Origin of the sequence: Pseudoxanthomonas sp. JBR18 (assembly GCF_028198165.1) — a bacterium.
GTDB lineage: Bacteria > Pseudomonadota > Gammaproteobacteria > Xanthomonadales > Xanthomonadaceae > Pseudoxanthomonas_A.
In genome coordinates this window covers 2122745-2144395 of record NZ_CP116339.1, presented here as the reverse complement: position 1 = coordinate 2144395, position 21651 = coordinate 2122745, and the positions used below count along the sequence as shown (strand labels likewise).

Genomic DNA, 21651 nt, shown 5'->3' with positions numbered 1-21651 from the left:
CATGGGACGGGCGCATTTGTAGCCCGCGCCCCGGTCAGCGCCGATAGCACATTGGTACTAAGGTGCCCCGCGCCAGGCCGGCCGACACCGCGCAAAGGCCCGTCCCGCCTGCGTTTGCGCCGCCCACAGGCAGGCTGAGGCCGCACCGGCTGCGGTCTCGGCCCGGCCACGCGCCTGTGCGACCATGCCGCGCCATGTCCCCCTGCCGCGCCCCTGCATGTCCCCGCGCCTGATCCGCATCGCCGGCCGGTCGCTGCTGGTCGCGGCGATCGCCACCACCTCGGTGGCCGGCGGCCTGATCGCGCGCAACGCCACCCTGGCCAGCGAGCAGCGCGCGCTGGAGGACCAACTGCACCTGCGCGCCCAATCCCTGCAACGCCTGGTCGAGCGCTACCGCGTGCTGCCGACGGTGCTGGCGCTGGACCCGGAGCTGCGGCGTGCGCTGCAGGCCCCGCCGGACGCCATCGACGTGGCCGCACTCAACCACAAGCTGGTGGTGGCCAATGGCGCCACCCATGTCTCCACCCTGACCCTGCTCGACCACACCGGGCGTGCCATCGCCGCCAGCAACTGGGACGAGCCGGCCAGCAACGTCGGCCAGAACTATGGCTTCCGGCCGTACTTCCGTAATGCCATGCGCGATGGGTCGGCGACCTTCTACGCCATCGGCGTGACCACCAACGTCGCCGGCTACTTCATTTCCGAGGCGGTGCATGACGCGCAAGGCCGGCGCCTGGGCGTGGTGGTGGTCAAGATCACCCTGGACACGCTGCGCAGCGAATGGCACGACAGCCGTGATCTGCTGCTGCTCAGTGACGTGCACGACATCGTATTCCTCTCCAGCCAGGCCAAGTGGGAATACAGCGAACTGCGCCCGCTGACCGCGCGCGACGAACAGGACCTGCGCGCCACCCGCCAGTACGCCGGCCAGCGCCTGCACCTGGCCCAGCTGGAGCCAGTGGACACCGTGGCCACCGGCGACCAGCGCGTGCGCCTGCGCGAACCCGCGGCCCAGGGCCTGTGGCTGTGGAAGTCGCTGCCGCTCAGCGAGCCGCACTGGACCCTGCATGCGCTGCGCCGCGACCGCAGCACCGCGGTGGGCTGGACCGCGGCGATCGTGGTGGTGGCCTCCTGGCTGCCGCTGATCCTGCTGGGGTTGTTCGTGCGCCAGCGCATGCGCCTGTCCGAACATCGCCGGCGCAGCCGCGAGGAGCTCGAGCGCATGGTCGCCCACCATGCCGAGGCGCTGCGCTCAGCGCAGGATGGCCTGGTCGACGCCGCTCGTGCCGCGGCTTCGGGCCAGTCCAGCCTGGAGCACCTGCCGCAAGGCGTGAGCGTGGTCGACGCGCAGCTGCGCCTGATCGCCTGGAACAGCCGCTACCAGGAGATGTTCCAGTTCCCCAACGAGCTGATGCAGGTCGGTCGCCCGATCGAGGACTTCTTCCGCCACAACGCGCGCAAGGGCTGGCTCGGCCCGGGCCAGGTAGAGGAAGCGATCCAGCGCCGCCTGGACCACCTGCGCAGCGGCGGTGCGCACATGCACGAGCGCGAGCTGCCCAACGGCACGGTGCTGGAGATCCGCGGCAATCCGATGCCCGACGGCGGCTTTGTCACCAGCTTCGCCGACATCACCACCTACGTGGCTGCCGCGCGCGACCTGCGCACCCTGGCCAGTTCGCTGGAGCGCCGGGTGGAGGTCAGCACCGCCGACCTGCGCGCGGCCACCGCGCGCGCGGAAAACGCCAACCGCTACAAGGCCCGCTTCGTCGCCGCGGCCGTGCATGACCTGCTGCAGCCGCTCAACGCGGCGCGGATGTTCCTGGGTGTGCTGCGCACGCGCCTGGGCGGCACCGAGGAGGCCAACCTGTTGCAACGCGCCGAAGCCGCGCTGGGCGCCCAGGACGACCTGCTGGCCAGCATGCTGGAAGTCTCGCGCCTGGAAGCCGGCGTGCTGCAGCCGCGGATCGAGGACGTGGACCTGGGCGCCTTGCTGGCCGAACTGGCCGCGCAGTTCGGCATCCTCGCCCAGGCGCAGGGCTTGTCCCTGCACGCGGTGAGTACCCGCGCGATCGTGCGCAGCGATGCCGGCCTGCTGCGTCGGGTGCTGCAGAACTTCCTGTCCAACGCCCTGCACAACACGCCGCGCGGACGGGTGCTGCTGGGCTGCCGGCGCGAGCCCGGGCGCATGCGCGTGGAGGTCTGGGACACCGGCGTGGGCATCCCGGAGAACAAGCGCGCGGCGATCTTCGAGGAGTTCTCGCGCCTGGACAACGGCCTGCGCCATGATCGCCGCAGCGCGGGCCTGGGCCTGTCGATCGTCGAGCGCACCGCGCGCTTGCTGGAGCACCCGCTGTCGCTGCGTTCCTGGCCCGGGCGCGGCAGCGTGTTCGCCATCAGCGTGCCGCTGGCCACCGATGCGCCGCCTGCGCGCAATGCCGTCACTGCGGTGCCCGCCGCGCCTGCCGCCGCGTTACCGCTGCAGGGCGCGCGCGTGTGGTGCCTCAATCACGATGTCGAAACCGGCAACGCGCTGGCAACGCTGCTGCGCAGCTGGGGCTGCGAGGTCGCCAGCGATGGCGCGGACGACACCCTGGAGGCGTTGGCGCGCGAGCAGGCCCTGCCCGACCTGGTGCTGATGGACCTGCGCTGGCATGGCGGCGACGGCCCGGCTGTCCTGATGCGTCTGGCGCCAGAGGACGCGCCGCCGCTGGTACTGATCGGTGCACCCGGTGAACGCGGCCAGGCGCTGGAACACGGCTATGGCTTCCTCGCGCGCCCGGTCACGCCGGCCGCGTTGCGTGCGGTCGTGACCCAGCGGCTGATGGCCACAGGGCGACTGCGCTGAGGCGTCAGCACATTGCATTCGGGGGAGCCGCCAGGGCGGCGCGATGAAGCATTCTCGGGAAAGCCTGTCGCCGCCATGGCGACTTCCACGAAGAAGCGCTTAAAGCGGATCTTCGTCCGGCGCGGGCACGTCATCCAGTTCCAGCGAACGCACCATCACCGCGGCCTGGGTACGCGAGCGGCAGTTGAGCTTGGACAGCACCGCGCCGACGTGGATCTTCACCGTGTTCTCGGCCAGGCCCATCGCCGCGGCGATCTGCTTGTTGAGCAGGCCCTCGGCCAGCAGCATCAGCACCCGGAACTGCTGCGGGGTCAGTTGGGCCAGGCGCGCGGCCAGCTGGGCGTCGGATTCGGAGCGCTCGGCGGTCAGCGGCGGGAACCACGTGCCGCCATCGAGCACCGTGGCCACCGCCTCGCCGATGGCATCGACCTGCGAGGATTTGGGGATGAATCCGGCCGCGCCGAACTGCTGGGCACGCCGGATCACGCGCGAATCGTCGTTGGAGGAGATCACCACGACCGGCAGGTCGGGACGCTCGCCGCGCAGCAGGGCCAGGGCCGACAGGCCACGCGCGCCGGGCATCGCCAGGTCCAGCAGGACCAGGGCGACCTCCGGGTGTTCGTCCAGGGCCACGCCCAGGGTCGAGACGCTGGAGGCTTCCACCGTGACCACGCCTGGAAAACGCGTCACCAGCGCATGCAGGACGGCGGCACGGAACAGCGGATGGTCGTCGGCGACCAGCAAGGTGGGAGGCGTCATGGCGACAGTCTAGGGCGTGCCATCCAGCCCCGCATGTCGGGCGCGACGACGCCGCGCGGCGCTTGACGTGATCCAGACCACGCTTTTCGGCCGCGCTAAGACCCCGTTAAAGCGGCACCCGGCAGCGTCCGGCCGGGTGGCGAATTTTTCGCCACGCGCAAGCGTGCCAGGGCTTGCCAGCCAATCCTCCGGGGCGTGTCGCGCCTTGTAAAAAAGCTGTAAAACCAAACGCTTGGATGTCGCGATGCCGACATCCACGTGTCACTCAATGTTCATGTAAAAGTTGTAAGTGCGCGCATTTGGCGCCTATCGTCCACTTTCCCCCGTCCAAGAAACCTGGACTTCGATGCACCCACTCGTCCTGGTCGCCGCGCTGCTGTCGATGATCGCCCTGCTGCTGGTGTCCGGCCGGCTGGCCTGGGTCAAGGCGGCCGTGCTGAGCGTGCTGGGCCTGGCCCTGTCCAGCTGGTGGTTCATCGACCGGCTCAGCGGGGACGGGCTCAACGCCGCCACGCTCTATCACCTCAAGGCCGGGATGGAAGGCGCCGGCGTGGCGGACTTCTCTGGTGATATCGCCGTCTACGTGGGCCTGCTCCTGCTGTCCCTGCTGCCGCTGGCGCTGGTGCGCGTGCGCCGGTTCCGCCGTCCAGGGCATGGGCTGAGCGTGCTGGGTGGCTTCATGGCCGCTGCCGTGGTGGCGGTGATCGCCAGTCCGCTCTACCACGACGGCAAGCGTCTGTACCGGCTGTCCCAGCCGGTGGACGGCAGCGTGGTCGCCGGGGAATACCGCACACCGCGCGGCACGCTGGGCAACCGCCGCAACATCGTGTGGATCTACGGCGAGAGCCTGGAGCGGACCTACTTCGACCAGAAGACCTTCCCCGGCCTGATGCCCCACCTGCGCAAGCTCGCCAGCGAGGGCCTGGACTTCCGTCATGTCACCTCGGCCGATGGCGGCGGCTGGACCATCGCCGGCATGGTGTCCTCGCAGTGCGGCGTGCCGCTGACCGCCGCGCCGGGCGATGAGAACAGTTACGGGCGGATGGGCAGCTTTCTGCCCGAGGCCCAGTGCCTGGGCGATTACTTACGCACCCAGGGCTATCGCAACGATTTCGTCGGTGGCGCCGATGGCGCGTTCGCCGGGAAGGCCAGCTTCCTGACCAGCCACGGCTTCGACGACGTGCGCGACCTGGCCTGGTTCAAGCAGCGCAAGATCGATCCCTCGCACTTCTCGGCGTGGGGCGTGCATGACGATGTGATGCTCGACCAGGTGTGGGACCAGTTCCAGACCCTGGCCCGCGGCGACCAGCCCTTCCTGCTGACCGCGCTGACCATGGATACCCACCACCCGGCCGGGCACCTGCCGGTGTCCTGCCAGGGGCAGCATTACCGCGGCGGCGACTTCGGCCAGATCGGCATGCTCGATGCGCTGCACTGCTCGGACCGGCTGATCTCCGAGCTGGTCGACAAGATCCGCAGCAGCCCGTGGGGCGATAACACCGTGATCGTGGTGTCCTCCGACCACCTGGCCATGCCCAACGACCTGACCGATACCTTGACCAAGATGCAGCGCGAGAACCTGCTGCTGATGCTCGGCAAGGGCATCGCGCCGCGCCAGGTGGACGTGGCCAGCGCCAGCACCCTGGACACCGGCGCCACCCTGCTGTCGCTGCTGGATCCGTCGATGGCCTCGATCGGCTTCGGCCGCTCGCTGCTGGACGCGGCCAGGCATGCGCAGGGGGCCAGTGCGGCCTATGCGCGCGACGAAGGCCGCGACTATCCGCGCTACCTGGCCTATGCCCGCGAGCTGTGGACCGGACACGAGACCCGAACGCTGCGCGTGCATGACGACCGCATCGTGGTCGGCGTGCAGGAAGTCCGCCCGCCGGTGCTGCTGGACTACGACGCGCAGTGGAACCTCAAGAACATCACCCTGGAGGACACCCCGCGCCGCTTCCGCAAGTCCAGCCCGGAAAACACGCTGGCCTACGTCGACCGATGCACGGCCTTCGACAACGATTCGCCCGACAGCGGCTGGTGTGCGCTGCTGGTCAACAACGCCCGCGACGCGCGCCTGTACCGCAGCAGCGAACTGGCCCACGGTGTCCGCGTGGATGCGCCGCTACAGCGCCTGGCCGGCACCCGGCTGGCGCCACGCCAGCCGGTGATGGTCGGCTCGGCCCTGCGCCAGACCGCGCCGGGCAGCTACCAGATCACGTTGAGCACCTCGCATCGCCCCAACCATGCGTTCTGGATCGAAGCGATGGACAGCGAGGGCAAGGTGCTGGCCCAGCACTGGGCGCTGCCCGATCCGACCGGCAAGATCGAGATGCAGCTGGACCTGGACAAGGAAGTGGACGACATGCAGATCCGCGCGTGGCTGGGTTCGCCCGACGACATCAGCGTGGACGACGACGTGGCCCTGGTGAAGGCACGCCACCCGAACGGCCGTTCGTAACGCGACGCTACGGTGTGGCCGCCTGCGGCTGCACGATGGTGCGCCAGTTCTCCAGGAACTGCCGCCGCTTGAGCGTATCCAGGTAGACCAGCAGGCCCGGCCCCAGCACGATCGGACGCATGGTGCGCGCGGGCGTTCCGGTCACGCTGGCCGGCAGCACCGGTCCCAGGCGCGCCTGCTCGGTCAGCACGCGCTGGCCGCGCGGCGACAGCAGGTAATCGAGGAACTGCCGCGCTTGGGCCGGATGCATCGCCGTGCGCGAAATCACCGCAGTGCGCAGCGCGACCAGCGTGTAGTCCTCGGGCTGGACGATGGCCAGCGGCGCGCCCGCATCGATGCGCGCCTTCGCGTACGACCCCAGCACGTTGTAGGCCAGCACCAGATTGCCGCTGGCCACGCGATCCAGCAGCACGCCGGTGCGCTCCTCCAACTGCACCGCATTGCGGCCCAGTTCCGCCAGCAGCGCCGTCGACACGCTGCCGACCTGCGCATCCTGGGTCGCGAACAGATAGCCAGTGCCGCTGCGTTCCACGTCGTAGGTGCCCACGCGCCCGCGCAGCGGACCGGCCGGGTCGCGCAGCAGATCCAGCAGCTGGCGGCGCGTGTGCGGCGCCTTGGTGGCGGGCAGCAGGCGCGTGTTGTAGACGATGGCGACTGGCTCGGTGCTGATGGCGAACACCTCGTGGCGCCACTGCGCCCAGTCCGGCAGCGCATCGGTCTGCGGCGAGCGATGCGCCAGCGCGTAGCCGTCGTTGGCCAGCTTGGTCTGCAGATCCATGCTGGCGCTGATCATGATGTCCGGCCGCCGTGCCGCGTAGGGATCCTTGAGATAGCGCGCGGCGATGTCCCAGGCGATCACGTCCTCGTACACCACTTCGGTGTCCGGATGCAGGCGCTGGTAATCGGCGATCACCGTGGCGAAGACCTCCAGGTCGGTCGATCCCTGCACGCGCAGCTGCGCGGCGGCGTTGCCCGAGGGCGCGGGAAAGCGCCGCACGTCGCCCGGATCGGCTAGCGCGGCCTGCGGCAGGCACAGCACCAGCAAGGCGATCAACACACGCATGCGCGACATCAGGCGATCCTCGGGAACCACAGCGTCACCACCAGGCCGCCCTCGGGCCGGTTGCTCAGGTCGATACGCGCGCCGTGACTGTCGGCGACCCGCTTGACGATGGCCAGCCCCAGCCCGGCGCCGCCGGGCACCGCATGCTGGCCGCGGGCAAACCGTTCGAACACGGTATTCGCCTCGGCCGCCGGGATGCCTGGGCCGTGATCGGCGATGGTCAGGATGCAGTGGGTGGCATCGACGTTGAGCGTCACTTGCAGCGGGCCTTCGGCGCCGCCGTGCTTGAGCGCGTTGTCGATCAGGTTCTTGATCGCCTCGCGCAACAGCAGCGGATCGCCGCGTACCTGGGCCGGCGTCGGGTCGATCACCCGCTGCACGCGCGGCTGCGCGCCGACGGCGGGCAAGGCGTCTTGCAGCGCGTGATGCACCACCTCGGCCAGGTCGCAGCGTTCAAAGTCCTGCAGGTTGGCCCGGTGCAGCACGCTGGCATCACTGAGCAGCTGGTTGAGCAGGCGGCTCATGTGGGTGGCGTTGCGCTCCACCGCGACCAGGCTGCGGCGCATGTCGGCTGGATCGTCCTCGTCCAGGCCCAGCTGCGCCTGCGCGCGCAGCGCCGCCAGTGGCGTGCGCATCTGGTGCGCGGCCTCGGCCATGAACGCGCGCAGGTTCTCGTTACTGGCCTGCAGGCGCTGCATGAAGTGGTTGAGCGCGCCGACCATCTGCTGCATTTCCTGCGGCGCGCCGTCCGGCAGCGGACGCAGGTCGGCCGGCTCGCGCCGGGCCAGGTCGCGTTCCAATCGCGCCAGCGGACGCAGCGCACGCTGCACGCCCAGCCACACCAGCAGCCCGCTGAGCACCGACAGCAGCGCCAGCGCGGCCAGCGCGCGCAGCACCAAATCGCTGGCCAGCGCATCGCGCGCGCGCCTGGTCTGGCCAACCTCCACCAGCACCTGAGCCTGCGCCGAAGGCGTGGCGATGCGACGACCCACCACCACCCAGCGCACCGGCTCGCCGCTGTAGCGTGCATCGAACAGTTCCGGCTTGCCTTCCTGCGGCATGCGCCGCGCCATCGGCAGGTCGTCATAGCCGGTGATGGTGCGGCCCTGCCCGTCCAGCACGCGATAAAAAACGCGGTCCTCCGGTGCCATCGACAGCAGGTCCAGCGCCGCGTACGGCAGGTCCACCTGCCATTGCCCGTCGGCCAGCGCCACGCTGTCCAGGATCGACAGCGCCGAGGACACCAGCAGGTGATCATAGGATTGGTTGGCCGCACGATTGCCGTAGGCGCGCGCAGCGAAGAACAGCCCGGTGATCGCCAGCACCGACAGCGCGCCCAGATACAGCAGCAGCGTGCGGCGCAGCGAAGGCGCGGTCGACGGCGCGGCGCTCATGGCGTGGCGGTTTCGGCCTTGTAGCCGACGCCGCGCACCGTGGTGATGCGCAGCGGCGCTGCATCGCCCAGCTTCTTGCGCAGCCGGCCGATGTACAGCTCGATCGCATTGGGCCCGGCTTCGTCGTCGAAGCCGAACAGGCCCTTGGCGATCTCGTCCTTGCTCACCACCTGGTCCAGCCGGCCCAGCAGGATCTCCAGCAGGCGGAATTCTCGGTTGGGCAGCTCCAGCGCCACGCCGTCGACCTGCACCGTATGCGCGGCGCTGTCGAATACCAGCCCGCCGACCTGCACCGCGGCGGTGGCCTGGCCGCGGCTGCGGCGCAGCAGCACGCGGCAGCGCGCCTCGAATTCGCGGAAGTCGAACGGCTTGGCCAGGTAATCGTCGGCTCCGACATCCAGCGCGTTGACGCGGTCCTCGATGCCATCGCGCGCGGTCAGCATCAGCACCGGCGTGGCGTCACCACGTTCGCGCAGGTCGCCCAGCAGCGACAACCCATCCAGGCGCGGCAGACCGATGTCCAGCACCACCAGGTCGAAGCTCTGGTAGCGCAGCACGCTGGCCGCGCCCACCCCGTCGTGCTGCCAGTCGACCGCATGCCCACTGCGGCGCATACGCCGCACGATGGCATCGGCCAGGTCCACGTTGTCTTCCACCAGCAAAATGCGCATGGGACTCGTCGCGGGCAGCGTAAGGCGCTGCAGCATTCCAGTTGGGCGCCGCCGCGTCCATCCCGGCGGCGGATGTGCGCAGCGACATGTCGATGACCGCGTCGCCACCGCTACGCGGATCGGGCGATCTCCAGCACGGCCTTGCCGACCTGGCGCCGCGCCTCCAGGGCCTCGTGCGCAGCCTCGAAGTCGTCCAGGGTGTAGCGCCTGACGATTTCGATCTGCAGGGCGCCTTCGCGCATCGCGGCGAAGATCTCGTCCGCGCGGCGCTGGATCGCGACCGGGTCGGCCAGGTGATCGGCCAGCCGCGGCCGAGTCAGGAACAGCGATCCCGCCTCGCCCAGCTCGTACGGATCCAGGTCATCCAGCGAACCGGCGACCGCGCCGTAGTTCACCACCAGCCCGCGCGTGCGCGTGGCGCGGAAGCTGTCGCGCAGCGTGGGCCTGCCGACCGCGTCGAACACCACGTCCACGCCGACGCCCTCGGTCAGCGCGCGGATGCGATCGGCAAAACCGCCGTGGTCGTACGCCAGCACGTGGTCGGCGCCATGCCGGCGCGCGACCCGCGCCTTGTCCGGCGTGCTGGTGGTGGCGAACACGGTCACGCCGCGCCGCTTGGCCATCTGCACCAGCAGCTGGCCGATGCCGCCGGACGCCGCGTGGATCAGGCACGTGTCACCGGCCTTGAGGCGCGCGACGTCATCGAGCAGGTAATGCGCGGTCGAGCCCTGGAAAATTGCTGCGGCGGCCAGGTCGAAGCCGATGTCGTCGGGAATCCGGGCCAGCTTCGCCGCCGGCACCACCGCGTACTCGGCATACGCGCCCCAGACGATGCACCAGGCGACGCGGTCGCCGGGCGCGAACCGCGTGACATCGTGTCCGACCGCGACCACCTCGCCGGCGCCCTCCATGCCCAGCGTCAGCGGGATGCGCACCGGATACGAGCGCGAATCGCGGTACTTGCCCTGGCGCGTGTGCACGTCCATGAAGTTGATGCCGGCGCAGGCCACGCGCACCAGTACCTCATCGGCCTTGGGCGTGGGCGCGTCGCATTCGACGCGTTGGATGACCTCCGGCCCGCCGTATTGCTCAATCCGGATTGCTCGCATGAGTGTCCTGCTTCCCGAGGTGCGCCGCGATGGACGCAAGCCCATCGCGAGACAAGGCCCGGGTGCAGTCCGGCGCATCACGCATTCGGGATCGAAACAAAAAAGCTTGCTGCCATCGTCGATCCGTCCCGCATGCCGGCGCCCTCCCAGGTGCACGCGATCCGCGGATCGCGCTGTGCATGTCGCGCGAGGCTAGCGGCCGCTTCCTGTCGTGCACCTGTCATCGCGCGGCGCTTGCGACCAAGGTCTAACCCCATGATTTCACCGGGAAAATGCCGCGCTGCAGCGACAGGCCGATGACAGCTTCGCGCCCCTAAGGTCGCCACCACGGTCCGCACCACGCATTCCGCACGGCACGGACACGCCAGCACCTGGGAGGGTCTGTGCCAGTACCGAACACCACCATCCGCCGTCTCGCCGCCTGCCTGTTTCTGTACCTGGCGGTGCCTGCCTTCGCCGCAGAAGGCGACGACGGTGCACCGGTCACCGCCGCACTCGGCGGCCGCATCCACTGGGACTTCGCCACGTTCGACAACGACGATCGCGGCACGCCGAACCGGGACGATACCCAGTTCCGCCGCGTGTGGCTGGATGTCTCGGGCAAGTTCTACGGCTTGGAATACAAGGCCGAGGTCGACCTGGCCGGTCTGCAGGACGAACCGGGCAGCGCCGGCATCGTGGCGCGCGATGTGTTCATCGCCAAGAAATTCTCCGCCGGCACGCTGACGGTCGGCCAGTTCAAGCAGTACTTCAGCCTGGACGATCGCACCGGCTCCAACTACGGCGCATTCCTGGAGCGTGGCATGGGCGCCAGCACACTGGCGCCCATCTACCGCAAGGCGGTGTCGTGGCAAGCCACGCTGCCGCATGGCACCTGGGCAGCCAGCGCCTACAGCCTGGAGAGCATCGACAACAGTGCCACCAAGGGCGCGGCGGTCGGCGGCCGCGCGACGTGGCTGCCGCTGGATGCCGGCACCAGGCTGCGGCACGTCGGCCTGTCGCTGGCGCACGAGGCCTACGACCATCCCGGCACGCGCGATGCAGCCGCGCTGGTGCTACGCCCGCGTCCGGCCAACGACCTGGCCGAGAACAGCCGCCTGACGCTGGCGCGCTTCGATGCCGGGCGCGATACCGACGTGGACAAGTGGTCGCTGGAATACGCCGAAGTGCACGGCCCGGTGTCGTGGCAGGGCGAATACAGCGGCGCGGTGCTGGACGATGGCGCGCAGCGCGCCGACATCCAGGCGGCCTACGGCTTGGTCAGCTGGTTCGTCACCGGTGAGTCGCGCGGCTACGACCGCAAGACAGGGCGCTTCTCGCGCATCAAGGGCCTGCGCAACAAGGCCGGCGCGTTCGAGCTGGCACTGCGTTACGACCGCATGTGGGGCCAGCAGCGGCCCGATGGCCTGCCCGACACGATCGACGCTTCGATGGAAGCGGTGACGTTGGGCGCCAACTGGTACCTCAAGCCGAACCTGCGGCTGATGTTCGACCTGATCGACAGCCGCAATCGCGATCACCGCACCGCCACCACGCTGGACCACACCCGCGCGCTCACCGGCCGCTTCCAGTACGACTTCTAACCCGCCTGCGCCGCGCGCATGCGGCGCCTCACGCAAGACGAGGAAACATCGATGCTGACCGCGCTGGGCTTCGGAATGGTCATCACCTTCATGTACCTGATCATGTCCAAGCGGCTCTCGCCGCTGGTGGCACTGGTCACGGTGCCCATCGTGTTCGCGCTGATCGGCGGCTTCGGCGGCGGCATCAACGAGATGATGCTGGAAGGCATCAAGAAGATCGCACCGACCGGCGTGATGCTGATGTTCGCGATCCTCTACTTCGGCGTGATGATCGACGCGGGCCTGTTCGACCCGCTGGTCGGTCGCATCCTGCGCGTGGTCAAGGGCGATCCGCTGAAGATCGTCATGGGCACGGCGGTGCTGGCGATGCTGATTTCGCTGGATGGCGACGGCTCGACCACCTACATGATCACCGCCTCGGCGATGCTGCCGCTGTATCGCCGCCTCGGCATGAACGCCCTGGCGATGACCTGCCTGACCATGCTCGCCAGCGGCGTGATGAACCTGACCCCGTGGGGCGGCCCGACCGCGCGCGCGGCCACCGCGCTGCACGTGGACCCGGCCGACGTGTTCGTGCCGATGGTGCCGTCGATGGTCATCGCCCTGCTCGGCATCCTGGCGCTGGCGTGGTGGCTGGGCATGCAGGAGCGCCGTCGGCTGGGGGTGGTCAAGCTGCCGGTCGGCCAGGACTGGATGGATGCCTCGGTCGCCGAGGACGGCAGCGACGCGTTGCCAACTGTCCAGGACGTCGAGCACATCAAGCGACCCAAGCTGCTGTGGGTGAACTTCGCCCTGACCTGTGTGCTGATGGCCGCGCTGGTGATCGGCGTGCTGCCGATGCCGGTGCTGTTCATGATCGGCTTCGCCATCGCGCTGGTGATCAACTATCCAGACCTGGCCGAGCAGCGCCGCCGCCTGGTCAACCACGCCGGCAACGTGCTGTCGGTGGTGTCGCTGATCTTCGCCGCCGGCATCTTCACCGGCATCCTGTCCAACACCGGCATGGTCGAGGCGATGTCGCGCAGCTTCCTGGCGATCATCCCCGACGCCTGCGGCCCGTACCTGGCGGTGATCACCGCGCTGGCCAGCATGCCGTTCACCTTCTTCATGTCCAACGACGCCTTCTACTTCGGCGTGCTGCCGATCCTGTCGCAGGCGGCGGGCGAATACGGCATCAGCCCGGTGGAAATGGCGCGCGCCTCGCTGGCCGGGCAGCCGGTGCACCTGCTCAGCCCGCTGGTGCCCTCGACCTACCTGTTGGTGGGCCTGGCCAAGGTGGATTTCGCCGACCACCAGAAGTTCACGCTCAAGTGGGCCGTGCTGGTCTCGCTGCTGCTGATGGCGGGCGGACTGCTGTTCTCGCTGTTCCCGCTGGCCGCGGGCTGACCCTCACTCTTCCAAGGACACGCACATGACATTGCGCATCGCCTACGTCACCAGCGGCATGGGCAGCATCGGCACGGCCATCTGCCAGAAACTGGCCCGCAGCGGCCACACCGTGGTGGTCGGCTGCGGCCAGGACTCGCCACGCAAGGCCGGCTGGCTGCGCGAGCAGCGCGCGCTCGGCTTCGACTTCATCGTCTCCGAGGGCAACGCCGCCGATTGGGACTCCACCGTCGCCGCCTTCCGCGAGGTCAAGGCGGAAGTCGGCGAGATCGACGTGCTGGTCAACAACGCCGGCGGCAACCGCGACCTGCTGTTCCGGCAGATGGAGCGTGCCGACTGGCAGGCGGTCATCAATTCCAACCTGCACGCGCTGTTCAACATCACCAAGCAGGTGATCGACGGCATGACCACGCGCGGCTGGGGCCGCATTGTCAACATCGGCTCGGTCAGTGCGCACAAGGGCCAGATCGGCCAGGTCAACTACGCCACCGCCAAGGCCGCGATGACCGGCTTCACCCGCGCGCTGGCGCAGGAAGTCGCGCTGCGCGGCGTCACCGTCAATACCATCTCGCCGGGCTACATCGCCAGCGCGGCGATCAGCAGCTTCCCGCCCGACGTGCTGGAGCGGCTGGCCTCCAGCGTGCCGGTGCGACGCCTGGGCAAGGCCGAGGAAGTCGCCGGCCTGTGTGCGTGGCTGGTCTCGGACGAGGCCGCCTATGTCACCGGCGCCGACTACGCGGTCAATGGCGGCCTGCACATGGATTGAGCGCGGCCTGCAGACGCTGCAACGAAGAAGGGACGGCTTGCGCCGTCCCTTCTTCGTTTTCCTGCAGCGACACCGCGGCTCACTTCAGCCCACGGTTCTCCAGCAGCGCATCGACGCTGGGATCCTTGCCGCGGAAGTCGCGGTACAGCGTGGCCAGGTCCACGGTGTTGCCGCGCGAGAGGATCTTGTCGCGGAAGATGTCGCCGTTCTTGCGGGTCAGGCCGCCATGCTCCTGGAACCACTCGAACGCATCGTCGTCGAGCACCTCGGCCCAGAAGTAGGCGTAATAGCCGGCCGCATAGCCGCCGCCCCAGATGTGGTCGAAGTAGCTGGTCCGGTAGCGCGGTGGGACCTCGGCCAGGTCGACCTTGTACTTCTTCAGCGACTGGGCCTCGAAGGCGTCCACGTCCTCCAACGGCGCATCGGCCGGCAGCGTGTGCCAGGCCATGTCCAGCAGCGCCGCCGACAGGTACTCGGTGGTGGCGTAGCCGGTGTTGAAGGTCTTGGACTTGCGGATCTTCTCCACCAGTTCCTTGGGCATCGCCTCGCCGGTCTGGTAGTGCTTGGCGTAATGGGCGAAGACCTTCGGATCGGTCGCCCAGTGCTCGTTGAACTGCGAGGGGAACTCGACGAAGTCGCGCGAGGTGCTGGTCCCGGCGATGGACGGGTACTTCACCTTGGAGAACATGCCGTGCAGCGCATGGCCGAACTCATGGAACATCGTGGTGACGTCGTCGAAGCTCAGCAGCGCCGGCTGGCCGTCGACCGGCTTGGTGAAGTTGCACACGTTGTAGACTACCGGCTTGTCGCCGGTGAGCCCGTCCTGCTCGACGAACACGTCCATCCACGCGCCGCCGGACTTGGAGTCACGCTTGAAATAGTCGGTGTAGAACAGCGCCAGCGACTTGCCGTCGGCGTCGAACACCTCGTAGACGCGCACGTCCGGGTTGTACACCGGGATGTCCTTGCGCTCCTTGAAGGTGACCCCGTAGAGCTGGTTGGCCGCGTAGAACACGCCGTTCTTGAGCACGTTGTCCAGCTCGAAGTACGGCTTGATCTGCGACTCGTCCAGGTCGTACTTCTGCTTGCGCACCTGCTCGGCGTAGTAGTCCCAGTCCGCGGCGGTCAGCTTGAAGCCGCCGTTCTGCGCATCGATGACCTGCTGGATCTCGGCCGCCTCGCCCTTGGCCTTGGCCGTCGCCGCCGGCACCGTGTCGGTCAGCAGCTTGAGCGCCGCATCGGGGGTCTTGGCCATCTGGTCGGCCAGGCTGTAGGCGGCATAGCTGTCAAAGCCCAGCAGCTTGGCCTTCTGCGCGCGCAGCTGGGCCAGGCGCTGGATGATCTGACGGGTGTCGTTGGCGTCGCCGTGCTCGGTACGGGTCTCGGAAGCCTCGAGGATCCGGGTGCGCAGGTCGCGATTGCTCAGCGCGCCCAGTTCGGGCTGCTGGGTGGTGTTCTGCAGGGCCAGCAGGTACTTGCCGTCCTCACCGCGGGCCTTGGCGTCCTGCGCAGCCGAAGCAATGGCGCCGTCGGACATGCCGGCCAGCTGGGACTTGTCGTCCACCGTCACCGCACCGGCGGCCGCGGCGGCGACCAGGCGCTGGTGGAACTGCGTGGACAGGGTGGTCTCTTCCACGTTGAGCTTGCGCAGGGTGGCCTTGTCGGCATCGGACAGCTGCGCGCCGGCGCGCACGAACTCCTGGTAATCGCGCTCCACCAGGCGCAGGGACACCGGATCCAGGTTCAGGCTGTCGCGCTGGTCGTAGACCGCCTTGATCCGCGCGAACAGCTTGGGATTGAGGCTGATCTCGTCCTGGTGGGCGGCCAGCTTGGGCGCGATGTCCTCCTGGATCTTCTGCCGCGCATCGTTGGTGTCGGCCTGGACCAGGCCGAAGAAGATGCGCGAGACGCGGTCCAGGGTCTGCCCGGTCTGCTCCATCGCCTCGATGGTGTTGGCGAAGGTCGGCGCATCGGGGTTGTCGGCGATCTTGTTGATCTGCTCCAGATGTTCGCGCATGCCCTGCTCGAAGGCCGGCAAGTAGTCGGCATCCTGGATCTTGTCGAACTGCGGCGCGTGGAAGGGCAGCGGGCTCTGGCTCAGCAGCGGGTTGGCGCGCTGCGGCTTGGCATCGGCGGCCGGTGCGGCATCGGCGGTCTTCACGGAATCTGCCTCCTGTTTGCTCTGGCAGGCGGCCAGCGCCAGGCTGATGGCGGCGGCGAGAACGAGGGTTCGGGTCATGATGTTTCCTGGAAACGTCGATCGTGTCATCGGGGAAATCGGGTCCGTCGATCCGGCGCTAGCGCCGACCGGCCGGGCCCGCATGTGCTTTGCTTGGGTCGCTCACGTCGTGCCGCGGGTCTTGCCCATCCACGGGCGGTACCACGCGCGGATGGCGGCCATGTCCGCCTCCATGTCGCCGGTGGGATAGAACACCGGGCCGACACCGACGATCTTCTCGGGGTAGTGGAAGTAGGCCAGCAGGATCGGTACGTCGGCGGCGCGGGCGATCTTCCAGAAACCGGTCTTCCACTTGTCCACGCGCTTGCGGGTGCCCTCGGGCGTGACCACGAACCAGATGCGCTCGTAGCCGTGGATGGTCTCCACCGCCTGGCGCACCACGCCGCCGGCATTGGCCCGGTCCACCGGCACCACGCCCAGCTTGTGTAGGAGCGGGCCCAGCGGCCACCAGAACAGGCTGGCCTTGCCCAGCACCTTGACCTCGAAACCGCAGGCGATCTTCACCGCCATGCCCCACAGGCCGTCCCAGTTGGACGAATGCGGGGCCACGATCATCACCAGCTTGGGAATGTCCGGCAGCTCGCCGGCAATGCGCCAGCCGCTCAGGCGCAGCAGCGTGCGTGCACACCAGCGGTTGAAGCGGTTGGGCTTCACGCGCGGCATGTCGGGCGGTGCGACCGGGACTTCGCCCGGCGGCCGCGGCGGGGTCATGTCAGTCCCAATCACGGGCGTTCCGGTTGCGTTTGATCTGGCCGCGGGACTTCTTGGCATCCAGCCGGCGCAGCTTGGAAGCCCGGCTCGGGCGGGTCGCCAGCCGCGGCTTGGGCACCGACAGGCCGGCAGCGATGATGCCGGCCAGGCGCTCACGCGCGTCCTGGCGGTTGCGGTCCTGGGTGCGGAAGCGCTGGGCGTCGATCACCAGCACCCCGGCGTCGGTCAGGCGCCGGTCGCGGCGCGCCAGCAGGCGGCTGCGCAGCACCTCGGGCAGCGAGGGCGAGCCGGCCACGTCGAAGCGCAACTCCACCGCGGTGGCGACCTTGTTCACGTTCTGGCCGCCCGCGCCGCTGGCGCGCACGAAACGCTCGACGAGTTCGTCGTCGGGGATGGACAGCGTGGGCGAGATCTGCAGAAATCCAGCGGGCATGGGCGGCATTGTAGGCGATGGCCAAGCTGTACCGGCCGATGACATCCCCGGCGGTTTAGTGAAATTTTTACACGGGCGCCGACCGCGCTCGGCACCATCGCTTCCCGCCCCACGTCCCGGAGCCGCGATGCCACGCTGTCGATCCATCCCCGTCCTGATGCTGCTGTGCCTGCTGTTGACGGCCCTGGCGCCGGCGGCGCAGGCCCGCGAGCCGACCGACAAGGAGATCGAACGCCTGCTGGCGGCTTCGCGCGCGCAAAGCATGCTGGCCGCCATCCAGCCACAGGTCGAGGCCATCCAGCGCCAGCAGTTCGCCGAGCTCACCGAAGGCAAGACCCTCACCCCGCAGCAGCAGCAGGAGATCGCCAGCATCCAGGCGCGCACCTCGGAAATCGTGCGCCAGTCCCTGGCCTGGGACCAGATGCGCCCGGTGTATCTGCAGGTCTACCGGGAAACCTTCGACGACGACGATGTCAAGGCGATGACCAAGTTCTACGAGAGCAAGGCCGGCCAGCACCTGCTCGACAAGACCCCGGCGATGATGCAGACGCTGATGGTGGCCATCCAGCAGAAGATGATCCCGCAGCTCGAAGCCCTGCAGGCCGAGGTCAAGACCGTGTCGGCCGAGCCGATCCCCGCCCCGCCGGTGTCCCCGCCGCAGGAGCGGCGCAAGGCGGCCACGCACAGCACCACCAAGAAGAAGTCGACCAAGAAGGCTTCCAGCAAGAAGAAGAAGTAAGCCCCCGCGCGGATCAGCCTGGCAGGCTGGCGCGCGGCGGCAGCCGCCAGTCGACCGCGCCCAGGCCGTGGCGGGCCAGGTACTCGTTGGCCTGGGAGAAGTGCCGGCAGCCCAGGAAGCCGCGATGCGCCGACAGCGGCGAGGGATGCGGCGCCTTGAGCACGCGATGCGTGCGCGGGTCGATCACCTTGCCCTTGGCCTGCGCGTAGCTGCCCCACAGCAGGAAGACCAGGTGCTCACGCTCGGCCGCCAGCGCCTGGATCACGTGGTCGGTGAAGCCTTCCCAGCCCTTGCCCTGATGCGCGCCGGCCCGGCCCTCCTCGACGGTCAGCACCGAGTTGAGCAGCAGTACGCCATGCTCTGCCCACGGCGTCAGGCAGCCGTGATCCGGCGGCGTGAAGCCGAGATCGCTGGCCAGTTCCTTGTAGATGTTCTGCAGCGAGGGCGGCACCGGCGTGCCCGGCTGCACCGAAAAGCACAGCCCGTGCGCCTGGCCGGCGCCGTGATACGGGTCTTGCCCCAGGATCACCACCTTGACCGCATCGAACGGCGTGGCATCGAAAGCGGCGAAGATCTGCGGGCCCGGTGGAAACACGCGCGCCCCGGCCTGCTTGCGCTGGCGCAGGAACGTCGACAGCGCCTGCATCTCTGGCCGCAACAGGTAATCACCGACCCGCGCCTTCCAGGAAGGCTCAAGCTGGATGCGGGCGTTGGAAGCGTCGTCGTCGGTCATGAGTCAACAGGATCTCGCGATTCAGTCCATCGGTGCCGAGAGCAGCCCGGCAAGCGAGGAACCTTGGGGATAGGTGATGTCGCCGACGCGCCAGCCGGCGGCGGTCTTCACCACATGGAAGACCAGGGAAACATGTTCGCGCGTCGAAGGCACCACGTACTGGACGCCGACGGTGTCGCCGCTGGCCTGCACGATCGTGAGTCCTTCCGCCGCGGGATCTTGCGAGGCCCAAAGCGGGGTGAAATCGAGGCGACAGATTTCACGACGGCGCGCTTTGCAACGTGCGTCCTCGACCAGCAGCCCTGCCAGGCCAGGTGTGAAGTAGCGCAGCAGCACGTCTTTCGGTTGTTCGGCGAGCCCGGTCTCGTTCGTGACCACCACGGCTTCCCAGGCGAAGTCGTGATATAGCCTCGCCACGACTTCGCGTTGGTGCAGGTCAGGTGTTGCCCCTGTCGTGGTCGCGGCGGCGAGCATCAACAGGCAACTGACAACCAGGCGCATGGCGGAACTCGTTTCTTCAAAGCCTGCAGTGTAGTGCGGTCGACTTCACGCCACCGACGGCAGCGTGGCCATGTCCCAGCGCGGGGTGACCTGCACCTGCGCATCGCTGCGCTGGCCGGCCTCCAGGCGCAGCGCGCCGGCGAAGGCGATCATCGCGCCGTTGTCGGTGCACAGCGCCGGTCGCGGGAAGCAGGCGCGTCCACCGCGCTGTGCGCACATCGCCTGGAGCTTGGCGCGCAGGCGCTTGTTGGCACCGACGCCACCGGCGATCACCAGGGTGTCGCTACCGGCCGCATCCAGCGCGCGCTCGCACTTGATGGCCAGAGTGTCCACCACCGCGTCCTCGAACCCACGCGCGATGTCAGCGCGCGTGGTCTCGGACTGGTCGCTGTCGCGCCAGGCCAGCAGTACCTGGGTCTTCAGGCCGGAGAAACTGAAATCCAGGCCCGGCCGATCGGTCATCGGGCGCGAGAACCTATAGGCGCCGGGCGTGCCGGTTTCGGCCAGCCTGGCCAGCTGCGGACCGCCCGGATACGGCAGGCCCATCAACTTGGCGGTCTTGTCGAAGGCCTCGCCGGCCGCATCGTCCAGGGTCTCGCCCAACAGCCGGTATTCCCCGATCCGCTCCACGGCGACCAACTGGGTATGCCCGCCGGACACCAGCAGCGCCACGAACGGCGCCTGCGGCGGATCGTCCTCCATCAGCGGCGCCAGCAGGTGGCCTTCCATGTGATGCACGCCGATGGCCGGCAGGTCCAAGGCCCAGGCCAGCGAGCGGGCCACGCCCGCCCCGACCAGCAGCGCGCCAACCAGCCCGGGGCCGGCGGTATAGGCCACGCCATCCAGCTCGCGCGTGGACAGTCCCGCCTCGTCCAGGGTCTGGCGGATCAGCGGCAGCAGCTTGCGCACGTGGTCGCGGCTGGCCAGTTCCGGGACCACACCGCCGTACTGCGCATGCAGGGCGATCTGGCTATAGACCGCGTGGGCGCGCAGCCCGGCCGCGCCGGTCAGGGCGGTGTCGTAGACGGCTACGCCGGTTTCGTCGCAGGAGGTTTCGATGCCGAGGACTTTCATGGGCACAAGGATGCGCCCGGGCCATTGGCTTTTCCAGCCACGCGTACTTGCACGGCCCCAATCGAGCCGTTATAGTGCGCGGCTCACCGGGTTTGATCCCGGTACTTTTGTGTCCCGGAGATTCCATGCCCAGCGTCAAAGTCCGCGAAAACGAGCCCTTCGAGTTTGCGCTCCGTCGTTTCAAGCGCACCTGCGAAAAGGCCGGCGTGCTGGCCGAAACCCGCAAGCGCGAATTTTATGAAAAGCCGACCCAGGAGCGTAAGCGCAAGGCCGCTGCCGCGGTGAAGCGCCAGCTGCGTCGCTCCTCGCGCGACGTCACCAAGCGCCAGCGCCTGTACTGAGCGACGGCAGGTCGTTCCGCGCGATGGCCGCTTGCGGCCATCGACGGAAAGCCAGACCAAGAGCCGGCACGCGTGAGCGTCGCCGGCTTTTTGTCGTCCCTTCGTTTCCTTTTCGCGCGGCCCATGCCGCGCGCGTTCGCCAGGAGTTTTCCCATGACCCTCAAGCAGCAGCTCACCGATGACATGAAGACGGCCATGAAGGCCGGCGAAAAGGACCGCCTGGGCGTGATCCGCCTGATCAACGCGGCGATCAAGCAGCGGGAAGTGGACGAGCGCATCGAACTGGACGACGCAGCGGTGCTGGCCGTGCTGGAAAAGATGGTCAAGCAGCGCAAGGATTCGGTCAGCCAGTACGAGGCCGCCGGGCGCGAGGACCTGGCCGCGATCGAGCGTGCCGAGCTGGTCGTGATCGACGGCTACCTGCCGGCCAAGCTGGACGAGGCTGCGATTGGCGCCGCGATCGACGCGGCCATCGCCCAGACCGGCGCCAGCGGCCCGGCCGACATGGGCAAGCTGATGGGCGTGCTCAAGCCGCAGCTGGCCGGTCAGGCCGACATGGGCGTGGTCTCCAAGCTGGTGAAGGCCAAGCTGGCCGGCTGACTTCGCCGCGTGTGGCGCCGGCCCCGGGGCGGCGCCACACGCCCCGACGCGCCCACAGGGTGGTCGCGTCGCCTGTCAATGCAACTGATTCCCATATAGAATCGCACACGCTGGGCGCACGCCACCTGCCGCGCCCTAGAGCCGTCCGGTGCGCCGGATTTCGGGGTCATGTTCCGCGTGTCTGCACCCACTTGCCCCGTCGGACAGCGTCCGGCGCCGCTGCTTTCGCTCGCCGTGCTGGCTGCC

19 protein-coding genes are annotated in these 21651 nt (G+C 68.6%); 8 read left to right on the top strand and 11 right to left on the bottom strand.

The genetic code is table 11. From position 1 onward, the window contains the following. Positions 1 to 217: 217 nt before the first annotated feature. The gene (locus PJ250_RS09630) at positions 218 to 2845 is read left to right on the top strand and encodes a PAS-domain containing protein (protein WP_271648353.1); all 2628 of its coding nucleotides are present in this window, start codon (positions 218 to 220) and stop codon (positions 2843 to 2845) included. Between the two features lie 99 nt (positions 2846 to 2944). On the opposite strand, the gene PJ250_RS09625 is transcribed toward PJ250_RS09630, so the two are convergent. Continuing rightward, complete coding sequence (locus PJ250_RS09625) at positions 2945 to 3604, bottom strand: LuxR C-terminal-related transcriptional regulator (protein WP_271648352.1); 660 nt, start codon at positions 3602 to 3604, stop codon at positions 2945 to 2947. Between the two features lie 346 nt (positions 3605 to 3950). Here PJ250_RS09625 and PJ250_RS09620 point away from each other — a divergent pair, with 346 nt between their 5' ends. Then, on the top strand, positions 3951 to 6062 hold the full coding sequence (locus tag PJ250_RS09620; RefSeq protein ID WP_271648351.1) for a phosphoglycerol transferase I: 2112 nt from the start codon (positions 3951 to 3953) through the stop codon (positions 6060 to 6062). A 7-nt stretch (positions 6063 to 6069) separates the two neighbouring features. Here PJ250_RS09620 and PJ250_RS09615 read toward each other — a convergent pair whose 3' ends face one another. From PJ250_RS09615 to PJ250_RS09600, 4 genes are all read right to left on the bottom strand, one after another. After that, positions 6070 to 7125, bottom strand: a complete 1056-nt coding sequence (locus PJ250_RS09615) for an ABC transporter substrate-binding protein (RefSeq protein ID WP_271648588.1) — start codon at positions 7123 to 7125, stop codon at positions 6070 to 6072. Positions 7126 to 7133: 8 nt separating this feature from the next. Further along, positions 7134 to 8519 (bottom strand): sensor histidine kinase, encoded by a 1386-nt coding sequence (locus PJ250_RS09610; RefSeq protein ID WP_271648350.1) that lies wholly within the window; start codon positions 8517 to 8519, stop codon positions 7134 to 7136. Next, positions 8516 to 9190 carry a response regulator transcription factor gene (locus PJ250_RS09605; protein WP_271648349.1) on the bottom strand — a complete coding sequence of 225 codons (675 nt, stop codon included), beginning with the start codon at positions 9188 to 9190 and terminating at the stop codon, positions 8516 to 8518. Before PJ250_RS09605 ends, PJ250_RS09610 begins: the two co-directional genes overlap by 4 nt. Before the next feature lie 110 nt (positions 9191 to 9300). Next, positions 9301 to 10299 (bottom strand): quinone oxidoreductase family protein, encoded by a 999-nt coding sequence (locus tag PJ250_RS09600; RefSeq protein ID WP_271648348.1) that lies wholly within the window; start codon positions 10297 to 10299, stop codon positions 9301 to 9303. A 383-nt stretch (positions 10300 to 10682) separates the two neighbouring features. Here PJ250_RS09600 and PJ250_RS09595 point away from each other — a divergent pair, with 383 nt between their 5' ends. Genes PJ250_RS09595 through phbB form a run of 3 tightly spaced genes read left to right on the top strand, consistent with a single transcriptional unit; the run spans position 10683 to position 14034 of the window. Then, the gene (locus tag PJ250_RS09595) at positions 10683 to 11882 is read left to right on the top strand and encodes an OprO/OprP family phosphate-selective porin (RefSeq protein WP_271648347.1); all 1200 of its coding nucleotides are present in this window, start codon (positions 10683 to 10685) and stop codon (positions 11880 to 11882) included. Between the two features lie 51 nt (positions 11883 to 11933). Then, positions 11934 to 13268 (top strand): CitMHS family transporter, encoded by a 1335-nt coding sequence (locus PJ250_RS09590; RefSeq protein WP_271648346.1) that lies wholly within the window; start codon positions 11934 to 11936, stop codon positions 13266 to 13268. A 25-nt stretch (positions 13269 to 13293) separates the two neighbouring features. Beyond that, complete coding sequence (phbB, locus tag PJ250_RS09585; RefSeq protein WP_271648345.1) at positions 13294 to 14034, top strand: acetoacetyl-CoA reductase; 741 nt, start codon at positions 13294 to 13296, stop codon at positions 14032 to 14034. A gap of 79 nt (positions 14035 to 14113) precedes the next feature. On the opposite strand, the gene dcp is transcribed toward phbB, so the two are convergent. The 3 genes from dcp to arfB form a co-directional block, all read right to left on the bottom strand. Further along, entirely contained in the window at positions 14114 to 16273 is a 2160-nt protein-coding gene (dcp, locus tag PJ250_RS09580) for a peptidyl-dipeptidase Dcp (RefSeq protein ID WP_271648344.1), read from the bottom strand. A 102-nt stretch (positions 16274 to 16375) separates the two neighbouring features. Then, positions 16376 to 16984 (bottom strand): lysophospholipid acyltransferase family protein, encoded by a 609-nt coding sequence (locus tag PJ250_RS09575; protein ID WP_271648587.1) that lies wholly within the window; start codon positions 16982 to 16984, stop codon positions 16376 to 16378. A 1-nt stretch (position 16985) separates the two neighbouring features. Continuing rightward, positions 16986 to 17417 (bottom strand): alternative ribosome rescue aminoacyl-tRNA hydrolase ArfB, encoded by a 432-nt coding sequence (arfB, locus tag PJ250_RS09570; protein WP_271648343.1) that lies wholly within the window; start codon positions 17415 to 17417, stop codon positions 16986 to 16988. A 127-nt stretch (positions 17418 to 17544) separates the two neighbouring features. Here arfB and PJ250_RS09565 point away from each other — a divergent pair, with 127 nt between their 5' ends. Beyond that, positions 17545 to 18156 carry a DUF2059 domain-containing protein gene (locus PJ250_RS09565; protein ID WP_271648342.1) on the top strand — a complete coding sequence of 204 codons (612 nt, stop codon included), beginning with the start codon at positions 17545 to 17547 and terminating at the stop codon, positions 18154 to 18156. A gap of 13 nt (positions 18157 to 18169) precedes the next feature. On the opposite strand, the gene ung is transcribed toward PJ250_RS09565, so the two are convergent. Genes ung through tsaD form a run of 3 tightly spaced genes read right to left on the bottom strand, consistent with a single transcriptional unit; the run spans position 18170 to position 20464 of the window. Further along, the gene (gene ung, locus PJ250_RS09560; RefSeq protein WP_271648341.1) at positions 18170 to 18889 is read right to left on the bottom strand and encodes a uracil-DNA glycosylase; all 720 of its coding nucleotides are present in this window, start codon (positions 18887 to 18889) and stop codon (positions 18170 to 18172) included. 21 nt (positions 18890 to 18910) lie between these two features. After that, positions 18911 to 19390 (bottom strand): hypothetical protein, encoded by a 480-nt coding sequence (locus PJ250_RS09555; protein ID WP_271648340.1) that lies wholly within the window; start codon positions 19388 to 19390, stop codon positions 18911 to 18913. A 45-nt stretch (positions 19391 to 19435) separates the two neighbouring features. Then, complete coding sequence (tsaD, locus tag PJ250_RS09550; protein ID WP_271648339.1) at positions 19436 to 20464, bottom strand: tRNA (adenosine(37)-N6)-threonylcarbamoyltransferase complex transferase subunit TsaD; 1029 nt, start codon at positions 20462 to 20464, stop codon at positions 19436 to 19438. Positions 20465 to 20589: 125 nt separating this feature from the next. On the opposite strand from tsaD, the gene rpsU reads away from it, so the two are divergent. Both rpsU and PJ250_RS09540 read left to right on the top strand, forming a co-directional pair. Further along, complete coding sequence (gene rpsU / locus PJ250_RS09545) at positions 20590 to 20805, top strand: 30S ribosomal protein S21 (RefSeq protein WP_002808376.1); 216 nt, start codon at positions 20590 to 20592, stop codon at positions 20803 to 20805. A 153-nt stretch (positions 20806 to 20958) separates the two neighbouring features. Next, the gene (locus PJ250_RS09540) at positions 20959 to 21405 is read left to right on the top strand and encodes a GatB/YqeY domain-containing protein (RefSeq protein ID WP_271648338.1); all 447 of its coding nucleotides are present in this window, start codon (positions 20959 to 20961) and stop codon (positions 21403 to 21405) included. The last annotated feature ends 246 nt before the right edge of the window (positions 21406 to 21651 follow it).